16 protein-coding genes are annotated in these 17,272 nt (G+C 59.7%); 8 read left to right on the top strand and 8 right to left on the bottom strand.

Going from position 1 to position 17,272, the window contains the following annotated elements:
• Positions 1-110 precede the first annotated feature (110 nt).
• The 4 genes from deoC to AC2FIB_RS12865 all read left to right on the top strand — a co-directional run bounded on the left by deoC (position 111) and on the right by AC2FIB_RS12865 (position 5,113).
• Entirely contained in the window at positions 111-1,109 is a 999-nt protein-coding gene (gene deoC, locus AC2FIB_RS12880; protein WP_496726335.1) for a deoxyribose-phosphate aldolase, read from the top strand.
• An 11-nt stretch (positions 1,110-1,120) separates the two neighbouring features.
• Entirely contained in the window at positions 1,121-3,454 is a 2,334-nt protein-coding gene (locus AC2FIB_RS12875) for an aldehyde dehydrogenase family protein (protein ID WP_496734932.1), read from the top strand.
• A 24-nt stretch (positions 3,455-3,478) separates the two neighbouring features.
• Positions 3,479-4,294: an SDR family oxidoreductase gene (locus AC2FIB_RS12870; protein ID WP_282119546.1), complete on the top strand. Its 816-nt coding sequence runs from the start codon at positions 3,479-3,481 to the stop codon at positions 4,292-4,294.
• Between the two features lie 87 nt (positions 4,295-4,381).
• Positions 4,382-5,113, top strand: a complete 732-nt coding sequence (locus tag AC2FIB_RS12865; protein WP_496734934.1) for a cyclic nucleotide-binding domain-containing protein — start codon at positions 4,382-4,384, stop codon at positions 5,111-5,113.
• A gap of 6 nt (positions 5,114-5,119) precedes the next feature.
• Here the strand turns inward: AC2FIB_RS12865 and AC2FIB_RS12860 are convergent, their stop codons facing one another.
• The 7 genes from AC2FIB_RS12860 to AC2FIB_RS12830 form a co-directional block, all read right to left on the bottom strand.
• On the bottom strand, positions 5,120-6,424 hold the full coding sequence (locus tag AC2FIB_RS12860; RefSeq protein ID WP_496734936.1) for a M16 family metallopeptidase: 1,305 nt from the start codon (positions 6,422-6,424) through the stop codon (positions 5,120-5,122).
• Positions 6,421-7,761 (bottom strand): M16 family metallopeptidase, encoded by a 1,341-nt coding sequence (locus AC2FIB_RS12855; protein ID WP_496734938.1) that lies wholly within the window; start codon positions 7,759-7,761, stop codon positions 6,421-6,423. Before AC2FIB_RS12855 ends, AC2FIB_RS12860 begins: the two co-directional genes overlap by 4 nt.
• An 81-nt stretch (positions 7,762-7,842) precedes the next feature.
• The gene (locus AC2FIB_RS12850; protein WP_109313574.1) at positions 7,843-8,361 is read right to left on the bottom strand and encodes a DUF3035 domain-containing protein; all 519 of its coding nucleotides are present in this window, start codon (positions 8,359-8,361) and stop codon (positions 7,843-7,845) included.
• A gap of 50 nt (positions 8,362-8,411) precedes the next feature.
• Entirely contained in the window at positions 8,412-8,882 is a 471-nt protein-coding gene (gene lspA / locus AC2FIB_RS12845) for a signal peptidase II (RefSeq protein ID WP_496734940.1), read from the bottom strand.
• Entirely contained in the window at positions 8,882-10,471 is a 1,590-nt protein-coding gene (gene purH / locus AC2FIB_RS12840) for a bifunctional phosphoribosylaminoimidazolecarboxamide formyltransferase/IMP cyclohydrolase (RefSeq protein WP_496842213.1), read from the bottom strand. The genes lspA and purH overlap by 1 nt, the downstream gene beginning before the upstream one ends.
• 22 nt (positions 10,472-10,493) lie before the next feature.
• Positions 10,494-12,233, bottom strand: coding sequence for a heparinase II/III family protein (locus AC2FIB_RS12835; RefSeq protein WP_496842212.1), 1,740 nt, complete (start codon positions 12,231-12,233; stop codon positions 10,494-10,496).
• Between the two features lie 90 nt (positions 12,234-12,323).
• Positions 12,324-13,580, bottom strand: a complete 1,257-nt coding sequence (locus tag AC2FIB_RS12830; RefSeq protein WP_496842211.1) for an RsmB/NOP family class I SAM-dependent RNA methyltransferase — start codon at positions 13,578-13,580, stop codon at positions 12,324-12,326.
• An 89-nt stretch (positions 13,581-13,669) separates the two neighbouring features.
• Between AC2FIB_RS12830 and AC2FIB_RS12825 the strand changes: the two genes are divergently transcribed.
• Positions 13,670-13,852, top strand: a complete 183-nt coding sequence (locus tag AC2FIB_RS12825) for a DUF1674 domain-containing protein (RefSeq protein ID WP_170550772.1) — start codon at positions 13,670-13,672, stop codon at positions 13,850-13,852.
• 4 nt (positions 13,853-13,856) lie between these two features.
• Here AC2FIB_RS12825 and AC2FIB_RS12820 read toward each other — a convergent pair whose 3' ends face one another.
• On the bottom strand, positions 13,857-14,711 hold the full coding sequence (locus tag AC2FIB_RS12820) for a LysR family transcriptional regulator (RefSeq protein ID WP_058274954.1): 855 nt from the start codon (positions 14,709-14,711) through the stop codon (positions 13,857-13,859).
• A gap of 99 nt (positions 14,712-14,810) precedes the next feature.
• On the opposite strand from AC2FIB_RS12820, the gene tmpA reads away from it, so the two are divergent.
• Genes tmpA through AC2FIB_RS12805 form a run of 3 tightly spaced genes read left to right on the top strand, consistent with a single transcriptional unit; the run spans position 14,811 to position 17,199 of the window.
• Positions 14,811-15,947, top strand: coding sequence for a 2-trimethylaminoethylphosphonate dioxygenase (tmpA, locus tag AC2FIB_RS12815; protein ID WP_496734948.1), 1,137 nt, complete (start codon positions 14,811-14,813; stop codon positions 15,945-15,947).
• Positions 15,944-16,534: a (R)-1-hydroxy-2-trimethylaminoethylphosphonate oxygenase gene (gene tmpB / locus AC2FIB_RS12810; RefSeq protein WP_496734949.1), complete on the top strand. Its 591-nt coding sequence runs from the start codon at positions 15,944-15,946 to the stop codon at positions 16,532-16,534. Before tmpA ends, tmpB begins: the two co-directional genes overlap by 4 nt.
• Positions 16,531-17,199 carry an ureidoglycolate lyase gene (locus AC2FIB_RS12805; RefSeq protein WP_109313582.1) on the top strand — a complete coding sequence of 223 codons (669 nt, stop codon included), beginning with the start codon at positions 16,531-16,533 and terminating at the stop codon, positions 17,197-17,199. Before tmpB ends, AC2FIB_RS12805 begins: the two co-directional genes overlap by 4 nt.
• Positions 17,200-17,272 lie beyond the last annotated feature (73 nt).

The raw sequence follows: 17,272 nt of genomic DNA, 5'->3' as shown, positions 1-17,272 counted from the left end.
ACCTCAAATTTGTCCATTTGGTCAAAAAAATTGCACACGGAAGGCCGCTATGCCTTCCAATTAGCGCCAAGCCGTGCGAATTTGGCGCAAACCTCCCAAAGGATGTGAAGATGGAAACGCAGAGCTCAGAAAGCCCCGTGCGCACCGCGCATCTGCCGCAAGTGACCGAGCCTAGAAACCCTGGAATGGAATTGGATCTGGACTGGGTACGCGCCGTGCAGGTCAATACTTCGGCCATTGAACGCCGCGCCGCGACCCTGCCCGGTCGTCGGTCTGTCAAAAAAGAGTATCAGGCCGCGTGGCTGTTGAAGGCGGTCACGATGATCGACCTGACCACCCTGTCGGGTGACGATACGGTCGGACGTGTGCGCCGTCTGTGTGCCAAGGCACGGCAACCCGTTGCACCTTCGGTTCTGAAAGCGCTGGATATGCCGCCGATCACAACCGGGGCCGTTTGCGTCTATCACGACATGATCGAAACCGCCGTGGACGCTCTGCATGGCACCGGCATCCCTGTTGCTGCGGTTTCCACCGGCTTCCCGGCAGGTTTGTCGCCATTCCATCTGCGCGTGGCCGAGATCGAAGAAAGCGTGAAAGCCGGTGCCGAGGAAATCGACATCGTGATTTCACGCCGTCACGTGCTGTCGGGCGACTGGCAAGCCTTGTATGACGAGATGAAGGCGTTCCGCGTGGCTTGCGGTGATGCGCATGTCAAAGCCATCCTTGCCACCGGCGAACTGGGCAGCCTGCGCAATGTCGCGCGCGCCTCGCTGGTCTGCATGATGGCCGGGGCGGATTTCATCAAGACCTCGACCGGCAAGGAAAGCGTCAACGCCACCCTGCCCGTGTCTTTGGTGATGATCCGCGCAATCCGCGACTACTATGACCGCACCGGATACCGGGTCGGCTACAAACCGGCAGGCGGCATCTCGAAAGCCAAGGACGCGCTGGTTTACCTGTCGCTGATCAAGGACGAACTGGGCGACCGCTGGCTGGAGCCGGACCTGTTCCGTTTTGGCGCGTCGTCCTTGTTGGGCGATATCGAGCGACAGTTGGAACACTATGTAACTGGCGCATACTCCGCCGGTTACCGTCACTCCATGGGCTGAGGACAAAAACAATGACAGTCAAAGAGATATTCGAAACCATGGATTACGGCCCTGCCCCCGAAAGTGCCGCCGAGGCTCTGGCCTGGCTGGTCGATCAGGGCGACAAGTTCGGTCACTATATCGATGGTGCGTTCACCAAACCCGGCAAAGGGTTCGACAGCCGCAACCCGGCGACCGGAGAGGTTTTGGCCAAGCTGACGCAGGCCAGACAGGCCGATGTGGATGCTGCCGTTTCTGCCGCCCGAAAGGCGCAACCGAAATGGGGGAAGCTGGGCGGTGCAGGCCGTGCGCGGTACCTCTATGCCATCGCGCGCCTGTTGCAGAAGCATTCGCGCCTGTTTGCGGTGCTTGAGAGCCTCGACAACGGCAAGCCGATCCGTGAATCACGCGACATCGACATCCCGTTGGCGCAGCGTCATTTCTACTACCACGCGGGCATGGCGCAGCTGATGGAAAGCGAACTGCCCGATGCTGAGGCGTTGGGCGTCTGCGGGCAGATCATTCCGTGGAATTTCCCGCTGCTGATGCTGTCGTGGAAGATTGCCCCGGCCCTGGCCATGGGCAACACGGTGGTTTTGAAACCTGCCGAGTACACCTCGCTGACAGCCCTGTTGTTCGCCGATATCTGCACACAAGCTGGATTGCCCAAAGGCGTAATCAACATCGTCACTGGTGACGGCGCAGTGGGTGAGATGATCGTGAACTCGGACGTGGACAAGATCGCCTTTACCGGCTCGACAGTTGTGGGCCGCCGCATCCGTGAAGCAACCGCGGGTTCCGGCAAGGAACTGACATTGGAGCTGGGCGGCAAGTCAGCCTACATCGTCTTTGACGACGCCGATATCGACAGTGCCATAGAAGGTCTGGTCGATGCGATCTGGTTCAATCAGGGTCAGGTTTGCTGCGCAGGGTCCCGCTTGCTGGTCCAAGAAGGCATCGCGGACCGTTTCCACGACAAACTGCGCGCACGGATGGACTCGCTGCGCATCGGCGATCCGCTGGATAAATGCATTGATGTGGGCGCGGTTGTAGACCCGGTCCAACTGCAAACCATCAAAAGCATGGTCGAAAGCAACACCGCCGGTCACGTGCACCAAGCCGCGTGCGATCTGCCTGCGAACGGATGTTATTACCCACCCACACTGATCTCGGGTCTCGAAACTTCCGACCCACTGATGCAGGAAGAAATCTTTGGCCCGGTTCTGGTGTCCTCAACTTTCCGCACGCCGGAAGAGGCGGTGGAGCTGGCCAACAACACCCGTTACGGGCTGGCCGCGACCGTGTGGACCGAGAATGTTAACCTTGCACTGGATATCGCGCCCAAGCTGGTCGCGGGCGTGGTTTGGGTGAATGCCACCAACCTGTTCGACGCGGCTGCTGGTTTCGGCGGTGTGCGCGAAAGCGGCTTTGGCCGTGAAGGCGGCTGGGAAGGCTTGACCGCGTACACCAAGCCCAAAGGCAAAGCTAAGCCGTTGGCGAAGGTCGAAGTAGGCACTGGTGATGGCGCTCCGGTCGATCCGATTGACCGTACCGCCAAGATGTATGTCGGAGGCAAGCAGGCACGGCCCGATAGCGGCTATTCGAAACCCGTCTGGGGTAAATCCGGGCTGTTGGGCCACGTGGGCCTCGCCAATCGCAAGGACGTCCGCAATGCGGTTGAAGCTGCGGCAGGGGCCAAAGGTTGGTCCAAGACCACCGGCCATCTGCGGGCACAGATCCTGTATTACATCGGCGAAAACCTCTCGGCTCGCGCCGACGAGTTTGCCGCTCGCATCGACGCAATGACCGGCAAAAAGGACGGCGCGAAAGAGGTCGAAGCCTCGATCCAGCGCCTGTTCACCGCTGCCGCATGGGCCGACAAATATGACGGTCAGGTGCACGGCGTTCCGATCCGTGGCGTGGCGATAGCCATGAAGGAATCCGTGGGTGTCATCGGCGCGCTGTGCGCGGATGAGGCACCTCTGTTGGGTCTGGTCTCGGCCATGGCCCCGGCGATTGCGATGGGGAACCGGACAGTCCTGGTGGCCTCAGAGCCCTACCCTCTGGCAGCGACTGATTTCTACCAGATTCTCGAAACCTCAGACGTGCCTGCTGGTGTGGTCAACATCCTGACCGGCAGCCACGCGGAACTGGCGAAACCGCTGGCTTCGCACCTGAACGTCGATGCAGTCTGGTCCTTCTCGTCCACCGATCTTTCAAAAGAGATCGAGGTCGTCTCGGCCGGGAACCTGAAACGGACCTGGGTGAATAACGCGACGGCAATCGATTGGGGCGTGGACCATTCCCGCCGCTTCCTGCAGGCTGCGACCGAAGTCAAAAACATCTGGGTGCCCTACGGCGAGTAGGGCTCCCCGCCAAGGGAGGCCTACATGGACTTTTCAGGAAAAACCGTCGTCGTCATCGGCGGAACCAGCGGTATCAATCGCGGCATTGCCGAGGCCTTTGCGGCCTCGGGTGCCAAACTGGCGGTCGCCAGCCGGTCGCAGGAAAAGGTCGATGACACCGTTGCTGCGCTGAAAGCTGCGGGGGCCCAAGACGCCATCGGTGTGGCGTTCGATGTACGTGACCCGGAGGCAGTCGCTGAGGGCCTCAAACAGTTCTACGATGCATTCGGTGACTTCGACGTTTTGGTGTCGGGCGCAGCAGGTAATTTTCCGGCGCTCGCGGCAGAGATGTCGGTCAATGCTTTCAAGACCGTGATCGATATCGACCTGATGGGCACGATCCACGTGATGAAGGGGGCCTATCCTTTCCTCAAGCGTCCGGGTGCCAGCATCATCAACATCTCGGCCCCGCAATCCTACCTGCCTTACGAAGGCCAGGCCCATGTCTGTGCCGCCAAGGCGGGCGTTGATCAGATCACCCGCACCCTGTCGATGGAATGGGGTGTCGAGGGTATCCGCGTGAACTCGGTCGTGCCGGGCTTTATCGAAGGCACTGAAGGGGCCAAGCGTTTGGCCCCCACGCCGGATGCCGGAGAAGCATTGCGTAAGGACGTCCCCCTGGGCCGTTGGGGTCAGCCGCAGGACGTGGCGAACGCCTGTATGTTCCTCAGCTCTGATCTGGCCAGCTATATCAGCGGCACGGTTCTGGCCGTCGATGGCGCGTTGTACCAGCGTGGTTCTGGCAAGTTCGGACAGATGATGGGGCAAATGTTGCGCGCGCAGGCGAAAGCACGCTCATAAAACCCATTAACCTGTGAGGTTGTTCATTTACGGTTTCACTTAATTGGCACAGCGTAAGACCCATTCATTGCGAGGGTGGGTCTTTACATGCTGAATAGTCCATTTGAATTTACCGAGTTTGTCGAATTGGCCACCATGATCGGCGTGGCCGGGGCTGGCCTTTACATTCTGAACTACTTTTTACTGCAAATCGGCATAGTCCGCGGCAATGGCGTGCTCTACCCGGTTCTGGTTATCGTTGCTGCAACCTGCGTTCTGATCAGCATGGTTGAAGAATTCAATCTTGCCGGTTCGATCATACAGATGGCCTATATCGCGATCTCGGTCATCGGATTGCTGCGCGGATACCTTTCGCGGCATCTCATTCGCTTTTCCGCAGCCGAGCGCCAGTTCATCTCGCACCATCTTGGGTCACTGAAACCGCATCATGCCCGAAAGCTATTGAACACTGCGTCGGTTCAGGAGTTCGCCAAAGGCGACATTCTGATCGAAGAAGCCAGAACAACAGATTTCCTTGGCTATGTCCTGAGCGGGCGAACAACCATCCTTCAAAATGGTCAGGTCATCAATATTTGCGGCTCGGACGAGACACTGGGAGAGCTGACATTCGGCCTTGGCCTACCCGCAACGGCCACCGTCATCGCCTCAGAGCCGACAACCTGCCTGGTGTTCGACAATTTCCGTCTGTCGCGCCTGCTACGCCGCAACCGGCATATCGACGACGCGCTTAAAGCCGCGCATTTCAGGCACGCGCGGCAAAAGCTTCTGAGCAGCAACAAGCATACGCTTCGGGCACAGAAACGGCCCGTCGCGGCCTGAACGGGTTTAGCCGTCCAGACCCTCGGGCTTGCCGACAATGGTGAAATGAAGCCCGTCAGGGTCCAGCAATTCGCTGGCGACCCGGTTGATCTCTTCCAGCGTGATCGCATTCACCTTGTCGTTGCGGGTGGCGATATAGTCGATGGGCAGGTCTTCCATCTGCATCCCGACCATGATCCCCGCAATCTGGCCATTGCCGTCAAACCTCAGCGGGTAAGCGCCCGTCAGGTAGGTTTTGGCATCGTCCAGTTCTTTCTGGGTCACACCTTCGGATGCGGCCCGTGCCCACTCGTCACGGATCACTTCGACCGCTTCGGCAATGCGATCATTGCTGGATGACACGGATCCCAGATAGACCGAGGCCAGATCCTTGGGCACCAGGTAAGTGCCGACGCCATAGGTCAAGCCGCGCTTCTCTCTTACCTCCTGCATCAGGCGGCTTTCAAACCCGCCCCCGCCAAGGATGTGGTTCAGGATAAAGGCGGCAAAGAAATCGGGATCATCGCGGTCAATGCCCGCATGTCCGAACAGGGCCACAGATTGCGGCGTGTCGAACTCGACCACGCTCACGCCACCAGGAATGGACACATCGGCACGTTCAGGGATCGGCTTGCCTGTTTCCGGTAGGTCGGCCAGCAGTTTATCCAGCAACGCGCCCAATTCTTCGGGGGTGATGTCACCCACCGCGCCTATATACATCCGGTCTTTGGCAAAGACATCCTGATACGCTGTGACCACGTCTTCGCGCGTCAGGGCTGTCACGCTTTCGATCGTGCCTTTGCCTTCTGTGCCATAGGGGTGATCGCCATAGGCCATGCGCGCAAAGTTACGACCCGCAATGTCATTCGGGTCGGTTTGATCGGATTTAAGGCCGGACAGTACCTGCGCCTTTACCCGATCCACCGCATCCTGATCAAAGCGGGGTTCGTGAATTGTGGTGCGCAGCAGGTCGATCACGTCGTCCCGGTTTTCAGTCAGGAACTGCGCGGTGATCGACACTGTGTCATCAGTTGCATTGTACCGGAACGAGGCCGCCAGCGATTCCAGCTCACGCGCATAGGTGCGGGCATCCATGTCGCCTGCGCCTTCCTCAATCAGGCCGCTCATCAGGTAGACCGCACCGCGTTTGTCCGCGTCATCCAGCGATGTGCCGCCGCGAAAACGCAGCTCCAGCGCGGTGAAGGGGATCGAGTGATCCTCGACCAGCCAGGCGGTGATACCACCAGGAGAAGTAACCTCTTCGATCTCGATATCGGCCCACGCGGGCAGAGCGACAACAAACGCGATCAGGGTTGCGAATATCCGTTTCATTGCGTCACCTCGTCATCGCGCATCAACCATCCGGTGACCGATGTTTCCGGTTGTATTACCTCGCGGGCAGCGGCGATGATCTCATCCCCAGTGACGGCTTGCAGAATATCGGGCCAAGCCTGCACGTCCTCAACTGCCAGGCCGCTGGTCAGCGCGCGGCCATAGCGGTTGCCAATCCCATCCACATTGTCGCGCGCATAGGTCTGCGACGCCCGCAGCTGCATCTTGATCCGATCGAGGTCTTCTTCGTTCACACCCTCAGCGATGAAGTCGGCAACCACCTGATCCATTGCATCTTCGGCCTCTTGCAGGGAAACGCCTGCTGCCGGGACGACGATCAGATCGAAGGTCGTATCATCCAGCGAAACACCCCGATAGAACGCCCCGGTGTAGACAACCTTCTGCTGCTCGAACTGCAGCTTTTCGTTCAGGTAGGATGTTGTGCTTCCGCCCAACAGTTCTGCCAACAAAAACAGAGCGGCTGCTTTCTCCTGTTCGCCCGGATCACGCTCGGGTGCCAGATAGCTGCGCTGCACATAGGGCTGCGACACGCGCGCGTCTTTGTATGTCAGACGGCGTTCTGCCGTTTGCGGCGGTTCCTGCGACCGGACCCGTTCGGGCAGTTCAGGGTTGGCGGGGATCACGCCGTAATACTGCTCGGCCAGCGATTTGACCTCGTCAGGTTCGACATCACCGGTGACGACCAGAATGGCGTTATTGGGCGCGTAGTGGGTCTGGTAGAAGGACAGCGCGTCCTCCATGTCCAGCGTTTCCATCTCGTGGCGCCAGCCGATGATTGGCACGCCGTAGCGATGGTTCAGATACTGCGACGCGCTCATCTGTTCGCCAAACAGGGCGCGCGGGCTGTTGTCGGTGCGCTGGTTGCGTTCCTCAAGGATCACGTCGCGTTCGGTGACAATATCATTTTCGCTCAGGCGAATATTGCGCATCCGATCCGCTTCCATCCGCATCATCAGTTCCAGCCGGTCGGCGGCAACGCGTTGGAAATACGCGGTATAATCATACGAAGTGAACGCGTTGTCGGTGCCGCCATTGGCCGCAACAGTGGCCGAAAATTCGCCCGGGGCCAAAGTGTCAGTGCCTTTAAACAGCAGGTGTTCCAGGAAATGCGCCACGCCCGATGATCCCACGGGCTCATCTGCTGACCCTGCGCGATACCAGACCATATGCTGCACAACAGGCGCGCGGTGATCCTCGATCACGACGACATCCATGCCGTTGTCCAACGTAAAGGTCGTGACCGCTTCGTGCCCCTCGCTTGCAGCAAGAGGGGTTGCGGCCATCAGGGCTGCCGACAATGCCAGGGCCCGAACCATAGGGCGTCCTCCGTTTGATTTATGCTGTTCAAACTACGGTGGCGCCACGCGGGTTCAAGGCCAATGACGAAAAGTTAAAGATTATTCATCTACCGGTGGCGCCGATGGTGTTTCGATCCCGGCTTGGCGTGCTGCCTCATTCTGACGGTCGGGGTTCAACGTTTCGCGGCGGTAGACCTGCGAATACCGATCAACGTTGAACAAGCGCAAGCGCGTCAGGCGGCTCTGCTTTCTGCGGAATTCTGCATCCTCGGCATCAACCACCTGCCGGGCATTCGCCGGAACCCCATACCGGCTTGAGGCCGTCACAAGGGCGGCGTCCGTGGACGGGATGGCCGTATTTGCGTTCAGCGAAGATTCGTTCCCCCCAAGGGCAACGACAGCTTCGGCCTTAGGGTTTGGATCGGTCAGGTTCTCACCACCCAGCGTGGGCGCAGGCAGAAAAGCGTAATCCTTGGGCTGAGTCAGTGGTTTGACAGGCAGGACCGAGAATTCGTCCGGCCCCTGCCCGGGCGCTTCCAAGTGGCGCAATCCGATATCGGAACAGCCCGCAGCCGCAAAGGCCAATGTCAAAGCAAATATGGAACGCGGCAGCCGCATCAGAGTCTCCAGCCTGTTTCAGGCGCTTTTATCGCATTTCAAATGGCACGTCACGAGGCCTTTTTGCCTTCGAACAGCACCAGACCAATCGCTCCCGCAAAAATGAACACATCAGCAAGGTTGAACACGAAAGGGTTGTTGATGCCGCAACAGGACATGTTCAGGAAATCCAGAACATAACCATAAAGCAGGCGATCCACGACGTTGCCCAACGCCCCGCCAATCAGCAATCCGCCGCAAACCAGCATCAGTTTTGACGGCGCTGTGCGCATAAGCCAGATCAGCACACCGATTGCGATGACCATGGAAATACCGATCAACGCCCATCGGGCAGCATCGGTATTGCCCTGAAACAAGCCGAAATTGATGCCCCGATTCTCACCGTATTTGAACACCAGCAGAGGCGGCAGAACATCAATGTTCCCATCAGCCACACGCATAACGTGAACGACCAGATACTTGCTGATCTGGTCGATCAGTAACGCAGCCAGTGCGGCCCAGAGAAGCAGACGAAAGCGCATCAGTGGCGGAAGTGGCGCATGCCGGTAAAGACCATGGCCAACCCGGCCTCATCCGCGGTTGCGATCACCTCTTCATCGCGCATCGAACCACCGGGCTGGATAACACAGGTCGCGCCGGCCTCGGCCGCTTCCATCAGACCGTCCGGGAACGGGAAAAACGCATCCGACGCCACGGCGGAACCGATTGTCAGTGGTTGGGCCAAGCCCAGAACATCAGCCATACGCTCGGCTTTCTTCGCTGCAATCATCGCCGAGTCCAGGCGGCTCATCTGCCCGGCACCCACACCCACGGTTGCTCCGTCTTTGACATAGACGATGGCATTGGATTTGACGTGTTTCGCCACTTTCCACGCAAACAGAAGATCGCGCATCTGTTCCTCGGTCGGGGATTTCTTAGTGACGACCTTCAGGTCATCCAGGCCAACAAATCCGTTGTCCTTATCCTGCACCAGAAGGCCACCGGCTACCTGACGGGCGGTTTTGCCACCTGTGGTCACGTCTGGCAGGCCATCGGTTGTCAGCAGACGCAGGTTCTTTTTGGCGGCAAAGATTGCCTTGGCCTCATCCGACGCACCCGGAGCGATCACAACTTCGGTGAAAATTCCGGTGATTTCCTGCGCGGTTTCGGCATCCAGCGGCTGGTTCAGCGCAATGATCCCGCCAAAGGCCGAAGTGCGGTCACAATCAAACGCGGCCTTATAGGCCTCGATCAATGTCGCGCCCTTGGCAACACCGCAGGGGTTGGCATGCTTGATGATCGCGCAGGCTGCGCCTTGCGCCGGATCGAATTCGGCCACCAGTTCAAATGCCGCGTCTGTGTCGTTGATGTTGTTGTAGCTCAGTTCCTTGCCCTGATGCTGCACCGCTGTCGCGACACCGGGGCGGTTGGTGCCATCGGTGTAGAAGACCGCCTGTTGGTGGCTGTTTTCGCCATAACGCAAGGTCTGCTTCAATTCTCCGGCAAAGGCGCGACGGCGCGGGGCCTCGGCGACCAGCGCATCGGCCATCCAATTCGACACGGCCGCGTCATAGGCGGCGGTACGAGCATAGGCTGTCTGCGCCAGGTTCTGACGGAACGCATAGGAAGTCTGACCATCGTTAGCCGCCAGCTCAGCCAGCAGTGCGTCGTAATCCTGAACATCCACAACCACATTCACAAAAGCGTGGTTTTTCGAGGCCGCGCGGATCATCGCCGGGCCACCGATATCGATGTTTTCGATGCATTCGTCGTAACCCGCACCTTTGGCTACCGTGGCCTCGAACGGATAGAGGTTCACCACCAGCAGGTCGATCGCGCCGATGCCATGTTCCTCCATCGCCGCCACGTGGCTGTCATTGTCGCGCAGGGCCAGCAACCCGCCATGCACCATCGGATGCAGCGTTTTCACGCGGCCATCCAGCATCTCAGGGAAGCCGGTAATCTCGCTGACATCCTTCACCGCAAGCCCTGCATCGCGCAGTGCTTTGGCTGTACCGCCGGTCGACAGCAACTCGACCCCACGCTCGGCCAGTGCCTTTCCCAGCTCGATCAGCCCGGTCTTGTCGGAAACGGAAAGCAACGCGCGGCGCACGGGGTGAAGATCGGTCATGGGGTCAAAGGTCCTTTTGGCGTCAGTCAAACTCGGGCTCGTCCCGGTGTATATCCCGCACGGCATAGGCTGTGTCCTGGGCCTTGCTCAGCGTCCACCGGATGCGCGTCGCATACTCCATTGCGCGGCCAGATAGAACGATCTGTTTTGTCGCGCGTGGTTTTAAACGCCCGCTTTCCAAATAAACGCTTGGTTCTACAGACAATTTTCCGACGCCGTCATGGCGGAAAACCCAGATCTCACCACTTTTCAGCGCCATCGACACCGCAGCGCCCCCCAGATCCAGTGCCGCATCCACGTCCGGATGCAGGTGAAACCGGATGTCAAAGGCGATGCCCTTCAGGCCCGAGGCGTCCATCGCCTTGTCAAATTGGCGCTTCGCCTTGTCGGTGGCCGTCAGCAGAATATCCTCGCAAGCCAGCTCACGCCCATCAAAGCGCAGCTCAAAGGTACGCGCATGTGTCAATCCGAAGACCTTGGTATACCCGTCATGCCCGGCCATGAATCGCGTGCCTTCAAAGGCATCCTCGAAATCAATGGGAACCTCATGCGGCGCATCCACCAGTGCCTCGCGTTCGGCTCCCTGCGTCGGTGGCGCCAGCCGAGCGCTTGAATACCCATCAAGGCACAGTGTCGAATGCGACGGCGTCGCCCGACCCGCACGCCGCCATTCCGTCCCAAAGCTTTCGCCCGATCCGCAATTGACCACCAGTGGTCTGCGGCCCGACGTCAGTTCGAAAGCGAGGGTCGAAGCATGGGCGTTGTATGACGCCGCCCCCTTGGGTGGAGTGGCGGCATCCACAATCACGCTGGTTCTGGCCGCATAAAGTCGGGCAAATCCCATGGACAGCCCCGTGGTGTGATGTGGCCTGACACCGCTTTGCGCCAGTGCCTGATCCAAACGCCCTTCGACACCGCGCCCACCGCCGTGAAACCGGGCCAAAGCTCCGTCCGCATGGCGCAGGCTGCGCAAGGTGGGGGCCATGCGTTTGATGGCACTTGCCTGCGCCCCGGGCGTGCCCCGGCCCAACGCGCTGAGCGCGGCCGAGGTCCATGAAAGCAGCATAAAGACCTCAAGCAGCTCTTCGGGGTTGCGGGTTGGGATACCGCCCTGTTCGTCTACCTGACTGTCACACTCGCGTGCCAAAGCACGAAGGGCAGGATCAGCCATTTGCTCCAACCCCTCCAGCGCCAGACCAGCCTGCACCAGCCCGGCAAGCGCCTCAAACCGGGGAAGACCGGGAGTCGCTGCCTTCCAGCGCTTGGACAAAAACCATGTCTGTTGGGCCAACGAACGAAAAAACATCCTGCTTTGATGTTCATCTGCGCCGCGCAACAGGAAAATCGCATGGTTAATCCAGCGTATGACGCGCCGACCGGTCAGATCAGGTGCCCAGCCCGGCCCCTGACCGCGGCCATGCGCGTTAATCCAGCCCCAGACCCACCGCTGGGCCTTTTCACGCGCGCGCATATCGCCAACAGCCGCCAGATCGTCGAGCCAGGCAAAGCCGTGGCGTTCATTGTCAAACCCGGTACTGGGCGCGGTCACATCCCACAGCTCGGTATCCTGAGCTTCGACCAGATAGCCTGCGAACAGCAGATTTCCGGCGACCAACTGACGCCCGCGCGCAAATGAGCCGACCGTGCGTGGTTCCGGCTCGCCAACAAACCCCGAGACCGCTTTGCGACGCTGGCTGATGCGTGCATAGAGACGGTTCTGAAACCGTGTCCACTGATTGGTCATGGTATCTGTCTTCGACATGACGCTCGTTACTCTGCCCCTTGCGCTCTGCTGGCGCCTGAGACCCAACGATAGACCGGGGCGATCGTCAAGTCATCGAAAAGCGTGCTTCTACGCCGATTTGTTCAAGCGTGCGATGTAGAACCCATCCATTCCACCAAGATCAGCCCAGTAATCGGGCCGCAGACGCAGGCCGCCTTCCTCGGTGATCCATTCGGACTCGATTCCGGCAATGGTCAAAGCCTCCCGATCCACCGACATATCGGGGTGTTGGTCCAGCGCTTCTTCGACCTGCACCTCGCCCTCATCCGGCAGGAGAGAACAAGTGCAATAGACCAGCCGCCCGCCAGGTTTCAGCAAGCTCCAGGCGTGGGCCAGCATCCGGGCCTGCAGCTCGATCAGCTCACCGAATTCCGATCCGTCTTTGGCAAAAGGCAAGTCAGGGTGCCTGCGGATCGTTCCCGTGGCAGAACACGGCGCGTCCAAAAGGATGGCGTCATACTGGCCCTGATGTTCAAGCGCGTCGCCCGCGACGACAGTGGCTTTCAGCCCGGTGCGTTTGAGGTTCTCATGCACCCGCGCCAATCGCGTTTCCGAAACGTCGAGCGCCGTAACATCGGCCCCAGCCGCCGCTAGTTGCAGTGTTTTTCCACCCGGAGCGGCGCAAAGGTCGAGGATCTTTTCGCCCAATTTCGGGGCAAGTATGCACACTGGAATAGCGGCCGCCGCGTCCTGCACCCACCAATCACCTTTGCCATAGCCCGGAAGGGCAGTGACCTGACCGGCATCATGCAGCCGCGTCGAACCGGTCGGCAGGACTTCACCCGGTCCACTGGCACCCGGCTTCACAGTCAGGTCAAGCGGTGCGCCGGCAAATTGCACCTTTTCCATTCCCGCGATTGCATCCTCCCCCCAGGCCATGATCAGCGGATCACGCAGCCATTCGGGCAAACGCGGCACGCGCATTTTGGGCCATGCTTCGGGCCCTTCGGCGGCCACTTTACGCAACACGGCATTCACCAGGCCTTTCAGCCGTCCGTGCTTGCGTGAACGCCCTACAATGTCGACCATTGAATTCACCACACCATGTGCCGCTTCACCGTGGCACAGCTCGACCGCGCCAAGGCGCAGGGCATTATGCACAGTCAAAGCGGGGGTACGGTTCAGGTGGTTTTCCAGCAGACGATCCGCACGCTCCAACCCGCGCAAGGTTTCCAGCGTCAGACGTTGCGCCCGCGCGCGATCTTCAGGGGCCAACCGGTCCAGCGCACCGGCGGCCAGACATTCGGACAGCAGGCGTCCTTCGCCCAGTATCTGATCCAGCAGATAGATTGCGCTGCGTCGGGCGGCTGTTGCGTTGTCGGACATGGAATCGCCTTTGAATAAATCCTCGCCCGCATTGCCAATGGCGGACGCGGGCGTATATCAAGCCCATGCACGGAAAGGAACCCGAAGTCATGAGTGACGACCGCAAAGACCTGCCGCCTGCCGCCCAGCGCGCCTTGGCCGAAGCCGAAGAGCGCCGTCGCAAGGCAGAGGCCAAAGCGAAAGAGATGCCAAAGGAACTGGGCGGTCGCGACGGTCCTGACCCGGCCCGCTATGGCGATTGGGAGAAGAAAGGCATCGCGATCGATTTCTGATCGCCTATCCCCGCAGAGCTTCCAGAAAATCCGCTATCAGAGCGCGCTGCTTCTTTGATTTCGCCCGTTCTTCCGGCCATGTCAGCCAATACCCATCTTTCGTTTTCAGCTCGGGCAGGTGCAACCGGCGCAACCGCCCGTCCTGTAGATCCGCCTTGGCCAGTGGCACCGACCCCAACGCTACGCCCATGCCCTGACGTGCCGCGGACAACGCGTGTTCCATTGAATCGAAGCTAATGGTCGACGTCGTCACATCGCCCTGCTCAGCCTTTCGCGCCCAGTCTCGCCACCCCGGCCGTTCTCCGCGCAGATCAATCAAAGGCGCGCCCCATTCAACACCCGGAGCCGCCATCGGCACCAACACTTCGGCTGCGATCAATTCGGAATCCCGCCCGGGCCAGGCACCGCGACCATAGCGGATTTGCAGCCATGTCCGCTCTTCATCCAGCGACGACCGCCGCGCCACGGAATCGGTCAGGACACGCACCTTCGGCTGCACCTCCTGAAACCGGGCAAGACTTGGCACCACAAGCGCATGGATGTGCGATGACAAACCGGCCACCCGCAATTCGCGCGGGGATTTTCCAAACAGATCCTCGGTATTGCGTTCAAGCGCCTGCAAACTGTCTTGCACCAGTGGCAGATAGCTTTCCCCTTCGACAGTCAATGACACGCCACGCGCCTCACGCACAAACAACGTGCGCCCTAGCCAGGCCTCTAGGTTACCGATCCGCTGGCTTACCGCCGCTTGTGTCAGACCAAATTCCCTCGCCGCTGCCGAAAACCCGCCCAGACGCCCCGCCGCCTCGAAAACGCGCAGCCAATCCAAGGGCGGCAACCCGATCTTTTTCTTAGCCATAAGTTTTTCCAAGCCTCAGCAGAAAGAAGGATTAATTGTCGTAATGCCACAAGAGGCGTATCTCCTCAACCAAAGCCCGCGCTGAACAGGAGACCCCCCATGCTGCGCTCTGCCACCCATGACGCCTCGGTTGTGACCGTAGAATTCGACACCGGCACAAAGGCTCGCTTTCACGCCATCTGGCTACGCGACAACGCGCTGGACCCCGAAACGCGCGCGCCCGGCAATGGCCAACGTCTGATCACCATCGGTGATATCCCCTCAGACATTTCGGTTAGTGCCGCCGAAATCAGAAATGGTGATCTGACAGTCACCTTTCAGCCAGAAGGCAAGACCGTCACCTTTCCCGCCGACTGGCTGGCCGCGCACAGCTATGACCGCGATCACAGCCTTCCTGCCGGTCGGACAGCCCCCGGCATCACCACCTGGGAACGCGGCATCGACGCGCCCAGCGCTGATTGGGATGAGGTCCACGTCAATCCCAGCGCCAAACGCGGCTGGCTGGGCGCGGTGGCCGAATACGGCTTTGCCAAGCTGACCGGCGGCCCGACCGAACCGGAATCCTTGCTGAAAGTCGCTGATCTGTTCGGCTATGTGCGCGAAACCAACTATGGCCCCTATTTCGAGGTCCGGACCGAGGTGAACCCGACCAACCTCGCCTATACCGGCCTTGGTCTGCAGGCGCATACCGACAACCCCTATCGTGATCCGGTTCCGACGCTGCAAATCCTCTATTGTCTGGAAAACAGCGCCGAGGGTGGTGATTCCATCGTGGTTGACGGCTTCCGCGCCGCTGAAAAGCTGCGCGAACAGAACCCGGAAGGCTTTGCCTTGCTTGCAGGCTATCCCGCCCGGTTCGAATACAAGGGCTCGGACGGTATCTGCCTACGGTCACGCCGCCCGATGATTGAGCTGTCACCGGATGGTGAATTGGTCGGTATCCGGTTCAACAACCGCTCATCCGCGCCGTTCGTCGACGTGCCGTTCGACCAGATGGAGGCCTATTACGCCGCCTATCGCCAATTGGGCGAGATCATCGATGACCCCGCCATGGGCGTGTCGTTCAAACTGGAACCAGGCGAGAGTTTCATCGTCGACAACACACGCGTGCTGCACGCGCGTCTGGGCTATTCCGGTGCGGGCTCACGCTGGTTGCAGGGCTGTTACGCCGACAAGGACGGGTTGCTGTCCACATTGGCCGCGATGGAAATGAGCCAACCGGAGGCCGCAGAATGAAGCCCGATTTCTCGACCCTGAGCCAGGACAATATCGTGGCTTTCATCGGCGATATCTTCGACCGCCGCGGCGGTGAGGAATATCTGGGTGAGCCCGTCACCATGGCCGAACACATGCTTCAAGGTGCAACGATCGCTGAGCAGAACGGCCAGCCCGAGGAAATCATCGTCGGCGCATTGCTGCACGATATCGGTCATTTCACCTCCGAGTTCGGCACCTATCACCCGGATGACACCGAGGATCGCCACCACGAGGATGCAGGCGCTGAGGTGCTGGAACAGTTCTTCCCCTCGGTCATCACCGATTGCTGCCGCTATCACGTGGCAGCCAAGCGGTATCTCTGCGCCACCAAGCCTGAATATTTCAACCGCCTGTCCACCGCTTCGGTCCATACGCTGGAATTGCAGGGCGGGCCGATGAGCGCTGAGGAGGTCGCAGAGTTCGAGAGTAATCCGAACCTGAAAGAAATCATTCAGGTGCGCTATCTGGACGAGGCAGGCAAGCGGGCTGACATGGAAACGCCGGATTTCACCCATTTCGCACCGATGGTACAGCGCATGGTCGACAGGCATCTGGGCACATCATGAGCGCGCCGGAATATATCTTCGAGGCCAGTTCAAAACCGTCCCTTCCCTGGCACGAGGTTCCGCTGATCCGGGCCACGGACACGTCGGTCAAAGGCTATGGCTGTCTGGTTGATGACCCCGATACCTTCGAGATTGAAATCGCTCGCTGGCCCCAGCAGGGCTGGCGCCAGATTGACGAAGGCACCGGCGACGAGGGCGGCTGGGTCGAAGGCACGTTCAAATGCGATTGGCAGGGTGACGTGCTTTATGGTGAGAACGAGGCCGTCAAAGGCCACTATGTTCTGGGTTGGTCCGCTGATCCACAACAGGCGCAGACCGACCTGCAGACGGCACCGCGCGATCAGGTTCTACTGTGGCACATGAACTACCACCCCGATGGCGGGCAGATGTTCTGGCCGCTGGACAACAAGCCCTTCATCGTGCCTGTCGCCCTGCCCGGCGACAACCTGACGCCAGAAAAAGTGGTCGCATTCTGGTGTGACGGCACGCGTGGCCTCTATATTCATCCCGGCATCTGGCACGAAGGGATATTCCCCGTCGAAGACAACCAGCGCTTCCTTGATCGACAGGGCCGGGTGCACGCCCGGGTCAGCGCCGATATCGGCAAAGAGTTCGGCGTTTACCTTGCCTGCCCCTTGCGCGCGGACAAGATACGCGATCTGTAGCCAAACCTGTCTCTTCCGGGCGGCGCTTTTCAGATTCCCTTAACCTTTACCGCAAACTTCTGCGATACTCACC

This window comes from Ruegeria sp. YTSA072 (assembly GCF_059610285.1).
The sequence above is the reverse complement of the archived record's forward strand: the minus strand, read 5'-3'. Positions and strand labels throughout refer to the sequence as shown.

Bases quoted from the DNA above. Each gene is read 5' to 3' on its own strand.
- deoC (WP_496726335.1), top strand. From the start codon at position 111: ATGGAAACGCAGAGCTCAGAAAGCCCCGTGCGCACCGCGCATCTGCCG.
- AC2FIB_RS12875 (WP_496734932.1), top strand. From the start codon at position 1,121: ATGACAGTCAAAGAGATATTCGAAACCATGGATTACGGCCCTGCCCCC.
- AC2FIB_RS12870 (WP_282119546.1), top strand. From the start codon at position 3,479: ATGGACTTTTCAGGAAAAACCGTCGTCGTCATCGGCGGAACCAGCGGT.
- AC2FIB_RS12865 (WP_496734934.1), top strand. From the start codon at position 4,382: ATGCTGAATAGTCCATTTGAATTTACCGAGTTTGTCGAATTGGCCACC.
- AC2FIB_RS12860 (WP_496734936.1), bottom strand. From the start codon at position 6,424: ATGAAACGGATATTCGCAACCCTGATCGCGTTTGTTGTCGCTCTGCCC.
- AC2FIB_RS12855 (WP_496734938.1), bottom strand. From the start codon at position 7,761: ATGGTTCGGGCCCTGGCATTGTCGGCAGCCCTGATGGCCGCAACCCCT.
- AC2FIB_RS12850 (WP_109313574.1), bottom strand. From the start codon at position 8,361: ATGCGGCTGCCGCGTTCCATATTTGCTTTGACATTGGCCTTTGCGGCT.
- lspA (WP_496734940.1), bottom strand. From the start codon at position 8,882: ATGCGCTTTCGTCTGCTTCTCTGGGCCGCACTGGCTGCGTTACTGATC.
- purH (WP_496842213.1), bottom strand. From the start codon at position 10,471: ATGACCGATCTTCACCCCGTGCGCCGCGCGTTGCTTTCCGTTTCCGAC.
- AC2FIB_RS12835 (WP_496842212.1), bottom strand. From the start codon at position 12,233: ATGTCGAAGACAGATACCATGACCAATCAGTGGACACGGTTTCAGAAC.
- AC2FIB_RS12830 (WP_496842211.1), bottom strand. From the start codon at position 13,580: ATGTCCGACAACGCAACAGCCGCCCGACGCAGCGCAATCTATCTGCTG.
- AC2FIB_RS12825 (WP_170550772.1), top strand. From the start codon at position 13,670: ATGAGTGACGACCGCAAAGACCTGCCGCCTGCCGCCCAGCGCGCCTTG.
- AC2FIB_RS12820 (WP_058274954.1), bottom strand. From the start codon at position 14,711: ATGGCTAAGAAAAAGATCGGGTTGCCGCCCTTGGATTGGCTGCGCGTT.
- tmpA (WP_496734948.1), top strand. From the start codon at position 14,811: ATGCTGCGCTCTGCCACCCATGACGCCTCGGTTGTGACCGTAGAATTC.
- tmpB (WP_496734949.1), top strand. From the start codon at position 15,944: ATGAAGCCCGATTTCTCGACCCTGAGCCAGGACAATATCGTGGCTTTC.
- AC2FIB_RS12805 (WP_109313582.1), top strand. From the start codon at position 16,531: ATGAGCGCGCCGGAATATATCTTCGAGGCCAGTTCAAAACCGTCCCTT.